General features: G+C 62.9%; 18 protein-coding genes. 11 read left to right on the top strand and 7 right to left on the bottom strand.

The features are described 5' to 3' along the window. Positions 1 to 21: 21 nt before the first annotated feature. From ACSQ3S_RS02100 to ACSQ3S_RS02080, 5 genes are read right to left on the bottom strand one after another with little or no spacing between them, the layout of a single operon-like run. Positions 22 to 840, bottom strand: a complete 819-nt coding sequence (locus tag ACSQ3S_RS02100) for a Rossmann-like and DUF2520 domain-containing protein (protein WP_436141454.1) — start codon at positions 838 to 840, stop codon at positions 22 to 24. Next, on the bottom strand, positions 840 to 1,421 hold the full coding sequence (locus tag ACSQ3S_RS02095) for a DUF924 family protein (protein ID WP_436141453.1): 582 nt from the start codon (positions 1,419 to 1,421) through the stop codon (positions 840 to 842). Before ACSQ3S_RS02095 ends, ACSQ3S_RS02100 begins: the two co-directional genes overlap by 1 nt. A gap of 4 nt (positions 1,422 to 1,425) precedes the next feature. Beyond that, on the bottom strand, positions 1,426 to 2,172 hold the full coding sequence (locus tag ACSQ3S_RS02090; protein WP_436141452.1) for an MgtC/SapB family protein: 747 nt from the start codon (positions 2,170 to 2,172) through the stop codon (positions 1,426 to 1,428). Positions 2,173 to 2,202: 30 nt separating this feature from the next. Next, positions 2,203 to 2,460: a hypothetical protein gene (locus ACSQ3S_RS02085; protein ID WP_176653152.1), complete on the bottom strand. Its 258-nt coding sequence runs from the start codon at positions 2,458 to 2,460 to the stop codon at positions 2,203 to 2,205. Further along, positions 2,457 to 4,271, bottom strand: coding sequence for an aminopeptidase P family protein (locus tag ACSQ3S_RS02080; protein WP_436141451.1), 1,815 nt, complete (start codon positions 4,269 to 4,271; stop codon positions 2,457 to 2,459). Before ACSQ3S_RS02080 ends, ACSQ3S_RS02085 begins: the two co-directional genes overlap by 4 nt. 165 nt (positions 4,272 to 4,436) lie before the next feature. Here ACSQ3S_RS02080 and ACSQ3S_RS02075 point away from each other — a divergent pair, with 165 nt between their 5' ends. Continuing rightward, a complete protein-coding gene (locus ACSQ3S_RS02075) occupies positions 4,437 to 4,715 on the top strand; it encodes a type II toxin-antitoxin system RelE/ParE family toxin (protein WP_436144982.1) in 279 nt (92 codons plus the stop codon). After that, the gene (locus ACSQ3S_RS02070) at positions 4,715 to 4,975 is read left to right on the top strand and encodes a HigA family addiction module antitoxin (RefSeq protein ID WP_436141450.1); all 261 of its coding nucleotides are present in this window, start codon (positions 4,715 to 4,717) and stop codon (positions 4,973 to 4,975) included. Before ACSQ3S_RS02075 ends, ACSQ3S_RS02070 begins: the two co-directional genes overlap by 1 nt. A gap of 188 nt (positions 4,976 to 5,163) precedes the next feature. Here the strand turns inward: ACSQ3S_RS02070 and ACSQ3S_RS02065 are convergent, their stop codons facing one another. Continuing rightward, entirely contained in the window at positions 5,164 to 5,853 is a 690-nt protein-coding gene (locus ACSQ3S_RS02065) for a Crp/Fnr family transcriptional regulator (protein ID WP_176653484.1), read from the bottom strand. Between the two features lie 124 nt (positions 5,854 to 5,977). Here ACSQ3S_RS02065 and ACSQ3S_RS02060 point away from each other — a divergent pair, with 124 nt between their 5' ends. The 9 genes from ACSQ3S_RS02060 (at position 5,978) to ACSQ3S_RS02020 (ending at position 15,264) form a co-directional block, all read left to right on the top strand. Continuing rightward, positions 5,978 to 7,924, top strand: coding sequence for an AMP-binding protein (locus ACSQ3S_RS02060; protein ID WP_436144981.1), 1,947 nt, complete (start codon positions 5,978 to 5,980; stop codon positions 7,922 to 7,924). A 21-nt stretch (positions 7,925 to 7,945) separates the two neighbouring features. Beyond that, positions 7,946 to 8,815, top strand: a complete 870-nt coding sequence (locus ACSQ3S_RS02055) for an ABC transporter ATP-binding protein (RefSeq protein WP_176653156.1) — start codon at positions 7,946 to 7,948, stop codon at positions 8,813 to 8,815. Between the two features lie 45 nt (positions 8,816 to 8,860). Continuing rightward, entirely contained in the window at positions 8,861 to 9,757 is an 897-nt protein-coding gene (locus ACSQ3S_RS02050; protein ID WP_176653485.1) for a branched-chain amino acid ABC transporter permease, read from the top strand. Between the two features lie 9 nt (positions 9,758 to 9,766). Next, positions 9,767 to 10,825, top strand: a complete 1,059-nt coding sequence (locus ACSQ3S_RS02045) for a branched-chain amino acid ABC transporter permease (protein WP_176653157.1) — start codon at positions 9,767 to 9,769, stop codon at positions 10,823 to 10,825. Positions 10,826 to 10,856: 31 nt separating this feature from the next. After that, on the top strand, positions 10,857 to 12,158 hold the full coding sequence (locus tag ACSQ3S_RS02040) for an ABC transporter substrate-binding protein (RefSeq protein WP_353401896.1): 1,302 nt from the start codon (positions 10,857 to 10,859) through the stop codon (positions 12,156 to 12,158). Then, positions 12,155 to 12,961, top strand: coding sequence for an ABC transporter ATP-binding protein (locus ACSQ3S_RS02035; RefSeq protein WP_176653159.1), 807 nt, complete (start codon positions 12,155 to 12,157; stop codon positions 12,959 to 12,961). Before ACSQ3S_RS02040 ends, ACSQ3S_RS02035 begins: the two co-directional genes overlap by 4 nt. 19 nt (positions 12,962 to 12,980) lie before the next feature. Beyond that, a complete protein-coding gene (locus tag ACSQ3S_RS02030) occupies positions 12,981 to 13,328 on the top strand; it encodes an MmcQ/YjbR family DNA-binding protein (RefSeq protein WP_436141449.1) in 348 nt (115 codons plus the stop codon). A 4-nt stretch (positions 13,329 to 13,332) separates the two neighbouring features. Further along, positions 13,333 to 14,586 carry a phenylacetate--CoA ligase family protein gene (locus ACSQ3S_RS02025; RefSeq protein ID WP_436141448.1) on the top strand — a complete coding sequence of 418 codons (1,254 nt, stop codon included), beginning with the start codon at positions 13,333 to 13,335 and terminating at the stop codon, positions 14,584 to 14,586. A gap of 108 nt (positions 14,587 to 14,694) precedes the next feature. Then, a complete protein-coding gene (locus ACSQ3S_RS02020; RefSeq protein WP_176653162.1) occupies positions 14,695 to 15,264 on the top strand; it encodes a hypoxanthine-guanine phosphoribosyltransferase in 570 nt (189 codons plus the stop codon). On the opposite strand, the gene ACSQ3S_RS02015 is transcribed toward ACSQ3S_RS02020, so the two are convergent. Continuing rightward, entirely contained in the window at positions 15,265 to 16,452 is a 1,188-nt protein-coding gene (locus tag ACSQ3S_RS02015; protein ID WP_436141447.1) for a tetratricopeptide repeat protein, read from the bottom strand. Positions 16,453 to 16,521 lie beyond the last annotated feature (69 nt).

Here is a 16,521-nt window from a genome sequence, read left to right as displayed (position 1 = left end):
GGGCCGGGCAGCGCAGCCGGCCTACTTGCGGCGCGCCAGATCGGCGGTCGGCGCCACCAGCGCCCGGTACAACTCGCCGGTCGCCGCATCCCATTGCGTGACGGCGCGCTGCTGGCGTTCGACGGTGACCATGTCGCCGCGCGCGACCGGCCCGCTGAGCGCGGCCGCAGCGCCCAGGCGGAACACATTGGCCATCGACTCGGTGGCCAACGGCTGCGCCATCCGGCGCGCCACCGGTTCCGGAATGCCGGCCGCCTGGTAGGCGCGCAACGCTGCGTCCAGCACGGTGACCAGGTAGTTGCTGGCGAAGACGGCGGCGGCGTGATACACGGTCTTGGCCGACGCGTCGATCGGCACCGGCTGCGCGCCTATCGCCTGCAACGCGGGCGTCAGCACGGCCAGCGCGGCGGCGTCGCCTTCGATGCCGCAAAAGGTCCCGGCAAATTGCGCGGCCACCGCCGCCGGATCGGCAAAGCTGCGGATCGGATGCACGCTGGCCACCCATGCGCCGGCGTCGCGCGCCGCTTGCAGCTGGGTCGAGGCCAGCGCTCCACTGCAGTGAAACACTATGCTGCCTGCCAGCGGCACGGCCCGCGCCAGCGCCGCGCAGGCGGGAACGATCTGGTCGTCGCCGACGGCCAGCACGTGCACGGCGGCAGGCCGCAGCTGGTCGTAGCGCTCCACCGACGCGCCGGCGCCGATGAAGGCCACCGCCTCCTGCGCGCTCGACGCCGAGCGTGTCAGCACCTGCTGGACCGTGTAGCCGCCCTGCGCCGCCAACAGGCGGCCCAGCACACGGCCCACATGGCCGGCGCCGATCAGGTTGAGCGTCGCCGCCATCAGAAGCCCGATCCCGGCTGTTTCAGGAATTCGGCTTCCGCCGGCGTCGAGGTGCGGCCAAGGATCGCGTTACGATGCGGGAAGCGGCCGAAGCGGCGTATCACTTCGCGGTGCCGTTTGGCGTAATCGAGCATGCCGGCGATGCCGTTGCTGCCTTCCATGCGCGTGAACAAAGCCACCGCCTGCTCCTGCATCGCCATGTCTTCCGCGTGCTCGAAAGGCAGGTAGACAAAGGCACGCTGCAACGGCGGCAGTTCCAGGTCCTGTTCCGCATCGACCATGTCGAGCGCCGCCTGCAGCGCCTGGTGGTCGCCGGCAAACGCCAGCGGCGTGCCGCGATAAACGTTGCGGCAGAACTGGTCCAGCACCAGGATGCGCGCCAGCGCCGACTGCGGGCCTTCCGCATCCCAGGCATGCAGTCCGCCGGCCAGCGCCTCATCTATCTGTGCGCCGAAGCGCTGGGCGATTTCACGGTCGAAGGCATCATCTTTCTGGAACCATTCGCGGCGCGGCGCGGCGGCATCCTGGCCGGGGGACGGCTGAAACCAGAAATCGAATACGGCCCGGGCTTGTGCGTTCATGGTCTTAGTTCCGTGCGTGCGACAGCTGGAAGCTGTGGATACCGTCAAACACCGCCAGCTCAGCCGACAGCACCGACATCGGCGCGCCGCTGCGCTTGCTCAGCGCGATGGCGACGAAGCGCCACTCCTGCATGCCGGCATCGCTGCCGATCATCAGCGAGCCACCGGCGATTTCATAACCGCGCTGCAGCGCCAGCGCGCGCAGCGCCGGCTCTTGCGGCATATAGCCTTCCTTGAAGCGCATGGTGATCGCGATCGCATGGCGCGATGGCAGCCATGCTTCCAGCTTTGACAGGAATATCATCGCACCGGCGCACAATATCGCCAGGCCCATCGCGCCCAGGTAGAAGCCAATGCCGACCATGACACCGATCACCGACGACGCCCAGATCGACGCGGCCGTCGTCAGGCCGCTGATGTTGAAACCTTCGCGCATGATGACGCCGGCGCCAAGAAAACCAATGCCGGTAACGATCCCCTGCACGATGCGGGTTGGATCGGAAGTCAGTATGGTGTGGCCGGCATGGCCGCCGAACCAGTCGCCGGGATAGCCGCCGATGACGGTCAGCGCGGCGGACGCCATGCACACCAGGCCGTAGGTGCGCATGCCTGCCGCGCGGCCGTGATACGAACGCTCATAGCCGACCATCAGGCCAAGCAGCAGCGCGCCGACCAAATTGAGCAGGATGACGCCGTTGGTGGCGATCTCGTGGGCGGACCAATAGGCAAACAGGAATTCGATCGACGGCATACCCGCCCTTTCTAGTTATGTCGCGCCGTTTTACGGCGCTTTTTTTACGAGCTGTTTTTCGAACGCCACATCGAGTTTGCTGACCCGCTTGGGCGCCGCAGGCGAAATGCCGTTGACGAAGGCGACGAAATCGTCCAGTTCCAGCGGCGCGCACAGCGGCGGCTGGCCGGCGCCTTCGGTCAGGAAGAAATGGCCGCTGCCGGTGCGCGACATCGAATATTTCGGATTGCCGCTGCGGACTTTCAGGCGGTCGACGGCCGTTGTGGCCCGGGTTGCGCGGCCGCTCATAGTGCCTCCGTTCGTTGGTTCAGCCACGCCAGCGCGTCGCCCGACAACAGCGGCGACAGGCGCTCGCGCACCGTGGCGTGGTAGTTGTTCAGCCATTGTTTTTCGTCGTCGCGCAGCAGATCGGCGGCCATGCAGCGGGTGTCGATCGGGCACAGCGTCAGCGTTTCGAACTGCAGGAAGTCGCCGAATTCGGTCTGGCCCGCCGGGCGGTTCAGCACCAGGTTCTCGATGCGGATGCCCCATTTGCCGGGCCGGTACAGGCCTGGCTCGATCGAGGTGATCATGCCGGGCTCCATGGCGGTATGCGGCTCCGGCATCGCGGATTGCGAAATCGACTGCGGACCTTCGTGCACGTTGAGGAAGTAGCCGACGCCGTGGCCGGTGCCGTGGCCAAAGTCCAGGCCTTCGGCCCACAGCGGCGCGCGGGCGATGGCGTCCAGCATCGGCGACCTGGTCCCGCGCGGGAAGCGCGCCGACGACAAGGCGATCACGCCCTTGAGCACCAGCGTGAAGTCGCGCTTGTGCTCCGCCGTGATGCTGCCGACGCCGACCACGCGGGTGATGTCGGTGGTGCCGCCCAGGTACTGGCCGCCGGAATCGATCAGCAGCAGGCCGTCGCCTTCAATGATGGAGTGCTGCGCCTCGGTGGCGCGGTAGTGCATGATCGCGCCGTTCGAGCGGAAGCCGGCGATGGTCGAGAAGCTCGGGCTGACGAAACCCGGACGCCGCGCGCGCGCCGCCGTGATGTGGTGGTCGATCGCCACTTCGGTCAACGGCGCGCGCTGCGGGTCGGCCAGCGTTTTGTCAAGCCAGGTGAAGAATTCGCACAGGGCGGCGCCGTCCTGCTCCATCGCCGCGCGCACGTGGGCGGCGTCCGCGTCGCTCTTTTTGGACTTGGCGAAGGTGGTCGGGTTGATCGACTCGATGACTTTGACCGTGGCCGGTACCCATTGACGGGTGCCGTAGGTGATGCGGCGCGGGTCGATCAGCAGCGTGCTGTCGGCCGGCAGCGTGGCCAACGCGACGGAAATCGTTTCGTATGGTGCAACATCGACGCCGTCTTCCGTCAGCGCGGTGATGAGTTCGGCCGGAATCTTGCCGCCGGCGACAAACAGCGTGGCGCGGCTGGGGGCGATCAGCGCGTGCGACAGGAAGATCGGGTTGTAATTGACGTCTGCGCCGCGCAGGTTGAACAGGTAGGCGATGTCGTCGAGCGTGGAAATCAGATGGCGCTGGGCGCCCAACTGCTGCATCGCGCCGCGCAGCTCGGCCAGTTTTTCGACCCGGGTTTTCGACGCGTACGGCGGCAGGTGCTCGTACACCGGCGCGGCCGGCAATGGCGGGCGGCCGGCCCAAATTTGTTGCAATAAATCAATATCGGTGCGCAGTTTGACGCCGGCGGCGGCCAGGCCCTGTTCCAGCAGGCGGGCAATCGACAGGCCCAGCACGGCGCCGTCGACGGCGGCGGTCTGGCCGGCTTTCAGGTTGGCGGCCAGCCAGTCGACATATTGGACGCTGGCGCCGGAGGTCAGTTTCATCAGCTGGATGCCGGTGCCGGCCAGTTGCTGCTCGGCCTGGGTCCAGTAGCGGGCGTCGGTCCAGACGCCGGCAAAGTCAGGCGTGATGATGAAGGTGCCGACCGAACCGGTGAAGCCGGACAGCCATTCGCGGCCCTGCCAGCGTTCGGGCAGGTATTCGGACAGGTGGGGGTCGGCCGACGGCACCATCAGCGCATCGATCTGTTGCTGATGCATCGCCGTCCTCAACAGCGCGAGGCGCTCGACGACTTGGGAGGTGTCTGGAGTTTGCATGGATTTCACTTCTAATGCGCCGCCGGTGCGGCATAGCTTGTCGCTATGATACCGCGATTGCCCGGGGCGCTGGTTCCGAAGTTTGATCTGCCGCCAGACGTATGGAAAGTGGGAATGATTTAATCGCTCAGCTTGTTACGCGACATGCCGAAAGCTATAGTGATCATGATCGTCTCATTCCAGCACAAAGGTTTGCGCCGGTTTTTTGAAACCGGAAATCTCGCGGGTATCCAGCCGAAGCACGCAAAGCGGCTAAAAATATTACTGACGGCATTGCAGTCCTCCGAAGATGTTAATGACATGAATAAGCCTGGATTTTATTTTCATCGATTGCAGGGGTTAATACCGTCCCGCTGGGCTGTTACTGTGAGTGGTAATTGGCGCATCACGTTTGAATTTATTCATGGTAATGCTTATGTAGTCGATTATGAGGATTATCACTAATGGAAATGTATGCTCCCCTCCATCCCGGTGAATTCATTTTAGAAGTATACCTACGCCCGCAAAAACTGAGTGGCCGCCGTTGTGCGGAGAAACTTGGAATAGCGCCATCGACTTTACATCGTATTTTAAGCGGGCGCGGCCGGGTAACTGCCGCAATGGCCCAACGTTTATCTGAAGGGTTAGGCAGCTCGCCGGAAAGCTGGCTTACCATGCAGGAAATGTACGATCGCTGGCAGGCAAAGCTGCGTAGCGCCGCCTGAATATCAACTCCTCGGATCTTATTAGTCATCGGGCAGGTAGCCTCGCTCCCTGATCGCCCTGCGGCGAGCTCCACATGCCCAAATTTGGCTAGAACGCGCCAAAAATCAGCATGATTCAAGGGCGTAGCGTACTCCGAACGAAAAAAAACTCCCATGCGGCAGCTTTTTGATGATTATAGAAACCTGTTTCAGGCTTCGTAACGGCGCAAACCTTCAAGATCCAGAATACGAATGCCGCCATAATCAAGGCTGAGCAAGCCTTGTTTTTCCAAAAGCTGCAACGCCTGGTTTGCGCGCTGCCGCGACGCGCCGGACAGCAATCCCAATTCCTCCTGCGATATCTGCACCAGCTTCTCCAATCCCGGATAAAGATGGGAGTTAAACATGGAAACGAGACAGCGCGCCACCCGGGTATCCGGATTCAATAAACGGTCATTTTCCACCATGCCGATAAACTGGCCCAGGCGCTCGTTCAACTGCATTAGCAGGAAACGGGTGAACGGCAAACTTGATTCCAGCAGCCAATGAAAAGTTGACATAGGCATGCGCGCGATGCGGCTATCGCGCAAGGTCATCGCATCATATTTAAGGATTTCTTTCTTTAAAAGCGAACCTTCGCCAAACCAGCCCCCCGGCGGCACGCCGGTAAAAGAAACGCTTTTACCGGCAGCGGAGAAATTGGTCATCTTGACCATGCCTTCCATAATACCCAGCCAATGCTCCACCATTTCGCCCTTGCGACAAACATAGCCGCCCTTGGGAACGAAAGTTTCAAAGGTATCGGCCTCGACGCGCGCCATTTGTTCCGGCGTCAGACCCTGGGCCCAGATCGCCGAACGCAAAGCTTCTTTTAGAGTAATTTGATTCCGATCAGACATATTGCGACGCACCATAGAAAGTTCGATCAAATGTCGCCGAAAAGACAACTTCCCTTTCTGCGGCAGGCTAATATCATCACATAAAAAAGCGGCATCATCATAAATAGATGGCAACAGGGAGACACTGGTGCATACACAGAACGAGACCTTTCCACGCTGGCTGCTGACACATGCCCAGGTCCGCCCGGGGAAACCCGCGTTTCGCGAAAAATATCTGGGGATCTGGCAAAGCTGGACCTGGGCGCAGGTAAGCGACGAGGTGCGGGCGCTCGCCTGCGGCCTGGCGTCGCTGGGCTTCGAACGCGGCATGAACCTGGCCATCATCGGCGACAACCGTCCGCGCCTGTACTGGTCCATGCTGGCCGCGCAATGCCTGGGCGGCGTACCGGTCCCCCTGTACCAGGACGCCCCCGCCGCCGACATGGCCTATGTGCTGGAAAACGCCGAGATCCGCTACGCCGTCGTCGAAGACCAGGAACAGGTCGACAAGCTGCTTGAATTGCAATCTTTATATCCACACATCGAGCACATCGCCTACGACGACGAGCGCGGCATGCGCCACTACCGCCAGACCGGCCTGCTGTCCTTCGCCCGGCTGCAGGAGCTGGGCCACGAATGGGACAAGGCCAATCCCGGCAAGTTCGACGCCGCCGTCAACGCCGGCAAGGGCGGCGACAACGCCATCATCCTCTACACCTCCGGCACCACCGGCAAACCGAAAGGCGTGTGCCAGACCCACGCCGCGCTGATCGCGGCCGGCACCGGCGGCGTCGGCTTTGAAAAGCTCACCGACGAGGAAGACATCCTGTCCTACCTGCCGATGGCCTGGGTGGGTGACTGCCTGTTCTCCTTCGCCCAGGCGATGACGGCCGGCTTCACCGTCAACTGTCCCGAATCCGGCGACACCGTGATGACCGACATGCGCGAAATCGGCCCCACTTATTACTTCGCCCCGCCGCGCGTGTTCGAGAACATGCTGACCACGGTGATGATACGGATGGAGGACGCGGGCGCGATCAAGCGCCGCATGTTCCATCACTTCATGGCGGTGGCGCGCCGCTGCGGTTCCGACATCCTCGACGGCAAACCGGTGGCGCCGGGCGACCGGCTGTCGTACGCGCTGGGCAAGGTGCTGGTCTACGGCCCGCTGAAAAACGTGCTGGGCCTCTCGCGTGTGCGGGTCGCCTACACCGCTGGCGCGGCGATCGGCCCGGACCTGTTTCGCTTCTACCGCTCCATCGGCGTCAACCTGAAGCAGTTCTACGGCTCCACCGAAACCTGCGCATACATATGTCTGCAGCCGGACGGCCAGATCAAGTTCGACAGCGTCGGCCTGCCGGCGCCGGGCGTGGAGGTCAAGCTGGCCGACAACGGCGAGGTGCTGGTCAAATCGCCAACCTTGATGGACTGCTATTACAAGCGTCCCGACGCCACCGCCGAGGCGATCGACGCGCAGGGCTACTTCCACACCGGCGACGCCGGCCTGTTCGACCACGAAGGCCACCTGAAGATCATCGACCGCGCGGCGGACGTGGGCAGGATGAACGGCGGCGCCATCTTCGCGCCCAACTACGTCGAGAACAAGCTCAAGTTCTTCCCCTTCATCAAGGAGGCGGTGGTGTTCGGCGATAAGCGCGACGAGGTCTGCGCCTTCATCAACATCGACATCGAGGCCGTGGGCAACTGGGCCGAACGCCGCAGCATCGCCTATTCCGGCTACACCGACCTGGCCGCGCATCCGCAGGTCTATGGCCTGGTGCGCGACTGCATCGAGCAGGTCAACGCCGACCTGGCCGCCGAGCCGATGATGAGCGACACGCAGATCCACCGCTACCTGGTGCTGCACAAGGAGCTCGACCCCGATGACGACGAGCTGACGCGCACGCGCAAGGTGCGGCGCAAGTTCATCGCCGAGAAATACGCGGTGCTGATCGATGCGCTCTACAGCGGCAAGACTTCGCAGTACATCGAAACGCAGGTCAAGTTCGAGGATGGGCGCACCGGGCTGGTGGCGGCGAATCTGAAGATCGAACCGTGCAAGACCTTCCCTGCCATCCAGGCAGCGGCCTAGGTCGGAATGGAGGACGACACCATGCAAATGAACGAACCAGACGCCCATTTCGGCACCGATCCAACGCGCCGCAAGATCGGGCCGGTGATTCTCGACCTGAAAAATATCTCGCTGTCTTTCGGCGGCGTGAAAGCGCTGACCGATATTTCCTTCGACGTGAAGCAGCATGAAATCCGTGCCATCATCGGCCCGAACGGCGCCGGTAAGAGCTCGATGCTGAACGTGATCAACGGCGTGTACCGCCCGCAGCAGGGGGAGATCATCTATCGCGGCGAACATCGCAAGAATATGGATGTGCATGCGGCGGCCAAGTCCGGCATCGCCCGCACCTTCCAGAACATCGCGCTGTTCAAGGGCATGACGGTCCTCGACAACATCATGACCGGCCGTAACCTGAAGATGAAATCGAACTTCCTGATGCAGGCCCTGTACTGGGGCCCGGCCCGGCGCGAGGAAATCGCTCACCGCGTCAAGGCGGAAGAAATCATCGACTTCCTGGAGATCCAGGCGATCCGCAAGACGCCGGTGGGCCGCCTGCCGTATGGCCTGCAGAAGCGCGTGGAGCTGGGCCGCGCGCTGGCCGCCGAGCCGGAGATCCTGCTGCTGGACGAACCGATGGCCGGCATGAACGTCGAAGAGAAACAGGACATGTGCCGCTTCATCCTCGACGTCAACGACCAATTCGGCACCACCATCGTGCTGATCGAGCACGACATGGGCGTGGTGATGGATATCTCGGACCGCGTGGTGGTGCTCGACTACGGCAAGAAAATCGGCGACGGCACGCCGGACGAGGTCCGCTGCAACCAGGACGTGATCAACGCTTATCTCGGAGGTGGAGTAGGGAATTCAGGCAGCATGCTGCCTGCCTACGGAACGGACTGCCCATGAATGGGCAGTCTCCCGCCTGCAATCTGACAGGGTCTTAAAATGAACATCAATTTCTTCTTTGAGGTGCTGATCGGCGGCCTGCTGTCGGGCGTGATGTATGCGCTGGTGGCGATCGGCTTTGTGCTGATCTACAAAGCTTCCGGCGTGTTCAACTTCGCCCAGGGCGCGATGGTGTTCTTCGCCGCGCTGACCTGCGTCGGCATCGTCGACAACTTCGGCGTATCGCTGTGGGTGGCGATACCGCTGACCATCGTCGTCATGATCCTGCTCGGCATCGCGATCGAGCGGGTGGTGCTGCGGCCTTTGGTCAACCAGCCGGAGATCACGCTGTTCATGGCCACCATCGGCCTGGCTTTCTTCATCGAAGGCCTGGCGCAGCTGATGTGGGGCGCGCAGGTGCACAAGCTGGAACTGCCGATCGAGGACGTGCCGTCCGAATACCTGATGAACAAATTTAACATCCTGGTGTCGCAGTTCGACATCATGGCGGCGGCGGTGTGCGGCCTGCTGGTGACCACGCTGGCCCTGCTGTTCTCCAAGACCAAGGTGGGCCGCGCGCTGCGCGCCGTGGCGGACGACCATCAGGCGGCGCTGGCGGTGGGCATTCCGCTGCAGCGCATCTGGGCGGTGCTGTGGGCGGTGGCCGGGTTGGTCGCGCTGGTGGCAGGCCTGCTGTGGGGCGCCCGCAACGGCGTGCAGTTCGCGCTGACCTTCGTGGCGCTGAAGGCGCTGCCGGTGCTGATACTGGGCGGCTTTACCTCGATGCCCGGTGCCATCGTCGGCGGCCTGATTATCGGCGCCTCCGAAAAGCTGGCCGAGGTGTATATCGGCCCGCTGGTCGGCGGCGGCATCGAGGGCTGGTTCCCGTATGTGCTGGCCCTGTTGTTCCTGCTGGTGCGGCCGGAAGGCCTGTTCGGCGAAAAAATCATCCGCAGAATCTGAGAGGCCAGAATGCTCTACCGCGAAGCAGGACAATTTAAAACCAGCTATCAGGCCGACAGCCAGATCTTCCCCATCCTGCAGGACCGCATCGCGCTGTTCGCGCTGCTGGCTGTGGCGATTGTGGTCGTGCCGCTGTTCGCATCGCCGTACACGCTGTCGGCGATCCTGATCCCCTTCCTGATCTTCTCGCTGGCAGCGCTGGGCCTGAACATCCTGACCGGCTATGCCGGCCAGCTGTCGCTGGGCACGGCCGCCTTCATGGCGGTCGGCGCCTTCGCCTCGTATAACTTCCTGGCCCGGCTGCCCGGCCTGCCGGTGCTGCTGGCGTTCGTGCTGGGTGGCTTGAGCGCGGCGCTGGTCGGCATCGCCTTCGGCCTGCCGTCGCTGCGGATACGCGGCTTCTACCTGGCCGCGTCGACGCTGGCCACGCAGTTCTTCGTGGTCTGGTGCCTGACCAAGATTCCCTACCTGACCAACTACAGCAGCTCCGGCGTCATCACCGCGCAGAAGATCGTCATCCTCGGCTACCAGTTCGACACGCCGGACCGCAAATACCTGCTGGTGCTGGGCGTGGTGGCCGTGATGGCGCTGCTGGCCAAAAACATGATCCGCTCCAACGTCGGCCGCTCGTGGATGGCGGTGCGCGACATGGACGTGGCGGCCGAGGTGATCGGCTTCCGCCTGATGCGCACCAAGCTGCTGGCCTTCGCCGTCAGCTCGTTCTACTGTGGCGTGGCCGGCGCGCTGTACGCGTACGCCTACCTCGGCACCGTGGAGCCGGAAGCCTACAACCTCGACCTGTCGTTCCGCATCCTGTTCATGGTCATCATCGGCGGCGTCGGTTCGGTGCTGGGTTCCTTCCTCGGCGCGGCGTTCATCGTGCTGCTGCCGGTGTTCCTGAATATTTTCGCGCACAGCCTGGCGCTGCCGACCAGCGTGGCGTCGAACCTGGAGTTGATGGTGTTTGGCGCGCTGATCATATTTTTCCTGATAGTCGAGCCTCACGGCCTGGCGCGTTTGTGGCAAATCGGTAAAGAGAAGTTGCGTCTGTGGCCGTTCCCGCACTGAACGCATAAAACTATAACTTGAGGAGAAGATTATGAAGCGCATCGCATCCATCATCGCACTCGGACTCACACTGGCATCCGCCGGTACCGCATGGGCGCAAGACCAGTACGTCGCCCTGCCCTCCTATCGCGTCGGTCCTTACGCGGCCGGTGGTTCCGGTTTCTACGGCGGCATCATCGACTACTTCAACCTGGTCAACCTGTCGGGCGGCGTCAACGGCGTGAAGATCTCGTGGGAAGAATGCGAGACCGAATACAACCCGTCGCGCGGCGTCGAATGCTACGAACGGCTGAAGACCAAGAACGGCGGCGCCACGCTGGTCGAGCCGCTGTCGACCGGCGTCGCCTACGGCGTGCTCGATCGCCTGGCCACCGATAAGATTCCGATGACGATGATCGGCTACGGCCGCTCGGACGCCGCCAACGGCAAGGTCTTCCCCTACGTCTTCCCGCTGATCACCAGCTACTGGAATCAGGCGGCCGCGATGATCAAATACCTTGGTGATAAAAGCGGCGGCATGGACAAGCTGAAGGGCAAGAAGATCGTCCACCTGTACCACGACTCGGCGTTCGGCAAGGAACCCTTGCCGGTGCTGGAAGCCTTGTCCAAGCAGTACGGCTTCGACCTGATCAAGATTCCCGTCACGCCGCCGGGCAGCGAACAGCAGTCGCAGTGGCTGCAGATCCGCCAGGCCAATCCGGACTACGTGATCCTGTGGGGATGGGGTTCGATGAACGCGGTCGCGATCAAGACCGCGCAGCGCAACGGCTTCCCTCGCGAGAAAATGCTCGGCGTATGGTGGGCCGGATCGGAAGAAGATACCGTACCTACGGGCGATGCGGCCAAGGGCTACAGCGCGATGACCTTCAACACGCCGGGCAACTACCCCGTGATGGATGAGATCCACAAGAAAATCTACGACGCCGGCAAGGGCAACCTGGCCGACCGCAGCCGCATCGGCTCCGTGTACCACATGCGCGGCGTCAGCGCGGCGATCCTGTGGGTCGAGGCAATGCGCACCGCGCAGGAAAAATTCGGCAAGGGCAAACCGGTCACCGGCGAGCAAATGCGTTGGGGCCTGGAGCACCTGAACGTCGACGAGGCGCGCCAGAAAGCCATCGGCGCGTTCGGCATGCTGCCGGTGGTTAAAACCAGCTGCGACGATCATGAAGGCTCAGGCGCGGTCAAGGTCCAGCAATGGGACGGCAAGAAGTGGAACGCCATCACGCCGAACTGGATCGTCGGCGACAAGGCCTTGACGCGCAAGCTGCTGGAGGAAAGCTCCGCAGCCTATGCCGCCGAGAAGAAAATCACGCCGGCCTGCGCAAAATGACGACACCTTATCTCTCGGTGAATAACGTGGAGGTCATCTACGACCACGTTATCCTGGTGCTCAAAGGCGTGTCGCTGCAGGTCCCGCAAGGGAAGATCGTGGCCCTGCTGGGCGCCAACGGCGCCGGCAAGTCCACCACGCTGAAGACCATCTCCACGCTGCTGCGCGGCGAACGGGGCGACGTCACCAAGGGCGAAGTCCAGTTCAAGGGCGAGCGCATCGACCAGCTGACGCCGAATGAACTGGTCAAGCGCGGCCTGTCGCAGGTGATGGAAGGGCGCCATTGCTTCGGCCACCTGACCATAGAAGAGAACCTGCTCACCGGCGCCTACACGCGCAGCGCATCGCGCGCGGAGTTGAAGGAATCGCTGGAAAAGGTCTACCACTACTTCCCGCGCCTGCGGGAGCGTCGCGGCAGCCAGGCCGGCTACACCTCGGGCGGCGAGCAGCAGATGTGCGCCATCGGCCGCGCACTGATGGCCAAGCCGTCGATGATCCTGCTGGACGAACCCTCGATGGGCATCGCGCCGCAGATCGTCGATGAAATCTTCGGCATCGTGAAGGACTTGAACAGCAAGGAGAACGTCTCCTTCCTGCTGGCCGAGCAGAACACCAGCATCGCGCTGCGCTACGCCGATTTCGGCTACATCCTGGAAAACGGCCGCGTGGTGATGGAAGGCGCGGCCTCCGAATTGGCCAGCAACGAAGACGTCAAGGAGTTCTACCTCGGCGTTTCAGGCGCCGGCCGCAAGAGCTTCCGCGACATGAAATTTTACCGCCGCCGCAAACGCTGGCTGGCATAAGGACTAAGGACAGCAACGAATGAATATCAAGAAGGCCAAAGCTTTGTGCCGCAGCTTTGCCGGCGCCACCGAAGACACCAAGTGGGGCGACGACCTCGTCTTCTCGGTCGGTGAAAAAATGTTCGCCGTCACCTCGCTTGACGACAACGCCAAGGGCATCAGCTTCAAGGTGGACGACGATCGTTTTCTCGAACTGACCGACCGCCCCGGCATCATTCCGGCACCGTACCTGGCGCGCGCGAAATGGGTTTATATCGAGGACCTGAAGTCCGTCAGCGATGTCGAGGCCGCGGAACTGCTGAAGCGTTCCTACGAGCTGGTGTTCGCCAAACTGACCAAGAAGCTGCAACGCGAAATACAAGGATAAGCACATGGCCGATACCCTCGATAGCCTGGAAGTGCGCCCGCCGGAACAACGCGAGCGCGAACTGATGGCGCGCCTGCCGCAGTTGGTGGCGCGCGCGAAGGCCGCCGCCGGCTGGTCGCGCATACTCGAAAACGTGGACGCCGCCAACATCAACAGCCGCGCCGCGCTGGCCACGCTGCCGGTCACGCGCAAATCGGACCTGCACGCGCTGCAAAAAAAACAGGCGCCGTTCGGCGGCCTGAATACAACCCCGGCCGGTCAGCTGGCGCGGGTGTACATGTCGCCCGGCCCGATCTTCGATCCCGAAGGCCGCAGCCAGGACTGGTGGCGTTTCGCGCGGCCGATGTATGCGGCCGGTGTGCGCCCCGGCGGCCTGCTGCAGAACTGCTTCTCCTATCACTTCACGCCGGCCGCCTTCATGGTTGAAGGCGGCGCCGCCCGCATCGGCTGCGCCGTAATACCGGCCGGCGCCGGCCAGACCGAAATGCAGGTGCAGGCCATCAGCGCGCTGCGGCCCGATACCTACATCGGCACGCCGTCCTTCCTGAAGATCATCATCGAGAAGGCGCGGGAACTGGGCGCGGACGTCAGCAGCATCAGGCAGGCGCTGATGAGCGCGGAGGCGCTGCCCGAATCGCTGCGCACCTGGTTCGCCGAGAACGGCGTGCCGCACGTGCTGCAGGCGTATGCGTCGGCCGATATCGGCAGCATCGCCTACGAAACCCGCAGCGGCGATGTGCGCCATCCGGGCATGGTGCTCGACGAGGACGTGATACTGGAAATCGTCCGCCCCGGCAGCGGCGATCCCGTGCCGCCGGGCGAGATCGGCGAAGTGGTGCTCACCGTTTTCAACCCCGACTATCCGCTGATACGCTTTGCCACCGGCGACCTGTCGGCGGTGCTGACCGGCGTGCCGGACTCGCCTTGCGGCCGCACCAACACCCGCATCAAAGGCTGGATGGGCCGCGCCGACCAGACCACCAAGGTGCGCGCGATGTTCGTCCACCCGTCGCAGGTACATGCGGTCACGCAGCGGCATCCGGAAATCGTCAAGGCGCGGCTGGTGGTCTCCGGCCAGATGGCGCAGGATGTGATGACGCTGCACTGCGAGGTGGCCGATCCCGGTTCCGCAAGCGCCGGCGCCATTGTCGAATCGATACGAGACCTGACCAAGCTGCGGGGCGAGGTGCAATTTGCCGGCATCGGCAGCCTCCCCAACGACGGCAAGGTGATCGACGACGTGCGCGACTACAAGTAAACAGCGAGTAAAACAACGGTTGTGGCATAAATCCAACGCCAAGCGTAGGGCCGGGATATGGCGGATAATAGCGAACTTCCCACCTGTTTTTAGAAGCCGAAGAAGATCATGCAAGACTTCCACCACAACCGCGCCCGCGCCCTGCTGGAGAACGCGGAAGAGCTGTTCAGCAAAGAGACCGTCGACAACGCAGTCACCGCGATGGCCGATACCCTTAACGCCCGTTTCGACCGGCCGGACAGCGAGGAATTCCCGCTGGTGCTGGGCGTGATGGGCGGCGCGGTGGTCTTCACCGGCAACCTGCTGCCGCAGCTGACCTTCCCGCTCGAATTCGACTACATCCACGTCAGCCGCTACGGCGACGAAGACCGGGGTGGCCAGGTCGTGTGGAAAGTGGTGCCGCGTTCGAACGTGGCCGGCCGCGTGGTCATCGTGCTGGACGATATCCTGGACGAAGGCGAAACGCTGGCCCACGTCAAGCAGCGACTGCTGGACATGGGCGCCGCCGAAGTGGTGCTGGCCGTCTTCGCCGACAAGGCGATCGGCAAGGCCAAGCCGGTCAAGGCGGACATCGTCGGCATCACCATTCCGAACCGCTTCGTCGTCGGCTTCGGCATGGACGCCTATGGCTACTGGCGCAACCTGCCGGGCCTGTGGGCCATCCAGACAGAGAGCTGATCAGGGACGCAGCCCGTAGGTATCGATGAATTTTCGGATACCGTTCGGGTTCTCCTTCTTCCACGCCTCGAACTCGGGGCGCCAGGATTCCTTGTACTGCAACAGCAGCAGCGCCGTTTCCAGCTGGCCGGCCTTGGCCAGCATGCGCATGGATTTCAGCGCCGGATCGGTGACCTCGCCGCCGCCGTTGCCGGCGATTTCGTCGGCCACCTTCATCGCGCCCTCCCATGCCGCCAGTTCGATGGCGAACGGCTTGTCGGCCACGTTGGCCTCGCGGTTCTTCAAGAGCAGGTTAGCCTGCGTCATGCCCACCATCATCCAGAGGGCGCCGTCCGGACTCTTTTGCTCGGCCGCGCCGTTCAGCGATGGGTCGAGATTGACGACCGGCTTGCCGGTATCGGGATCCACCCTGCCACTACCCTTGCGCACCAGATGCAGGGACGTCAGCGGGAAACCGGCCGCGCCGCGCAGGGCCGCCAGCTTGTCCCAGTTCGGCTGCTGGCTCGGTTGCGCCGCGATGCCGCTCAACAGCGCCGCCTCGGCCGCCGGCCGCTTGCCCTGCTGGGCCAGCGCGTCGGACAGGAAGCGCCAGGCCTGGCTGTTCAGCGGCTCGATCTCGGTCGCCCTGCGGAAGCGCGCCTCCGCCTCCGGCCAGTTCTTCTGCGTGTAGTAGCAATCTCCTGCATAGACCCAGGCACTCGAGTACAGCGGATCCAGTTGCCCCGCCTGTTCGTATTTTGCGCGCGCCTCGTCGGGCTTCTGCGACTGGAACAGCACCTCGCCTTCCTGCGCCAGCTTCCACGCCGCCTCTGTCGGAACGTGCAGCGGCGCCGGCTTATCGTCCAACAGCGTGCGCAGCACTTCCTGCGCCAGCGGGTCGTCCGATGCAATCTTCAATGCCTGGCGCGCAGCGCCTTCGGCCTGCTGTTTCAACTTGGCCGCGTTCTCCGGCGTGTTTTTCAGCGACACCATCAGCAACACGTGGGCGATATGCGACAGCGGCGTCGACGACGAAGGATCGGCCTTCATCGCTTCGGAATATTTGTTGATCGCTTCCTGGTACTTGTTTTGCGCGGCCAGCACATTGGCTTCCTTGACCAGCGCCTCGGCGGCAGGGTTGGGCATCACGGCGGCATGGGCCGCGCCGGCCAGCGCCAGCATCATCGATACAGCAAGCAGTTTCTTCATCGGCCGCGCTTTCATTTTTTAATAATGTTGGATTTATTGTAATTGCTTTCATCGGCCGATACTGTCAGG

The sequence above is a fragment of the Duganella sp. LjRoot269 genome, assembly GCF_964254095.1.
Lineage (GTDB): Bacteria > Pseudomonadota > Gammaproteobacteria > Burkholderiales > Burkholderiaceae_D > Rugamonas > Rugamonas hordei.
Note: the sequence above shows the minus strand (reverse complement) of the source record. Positions and strands in the feature narration are given on the sequence as shown.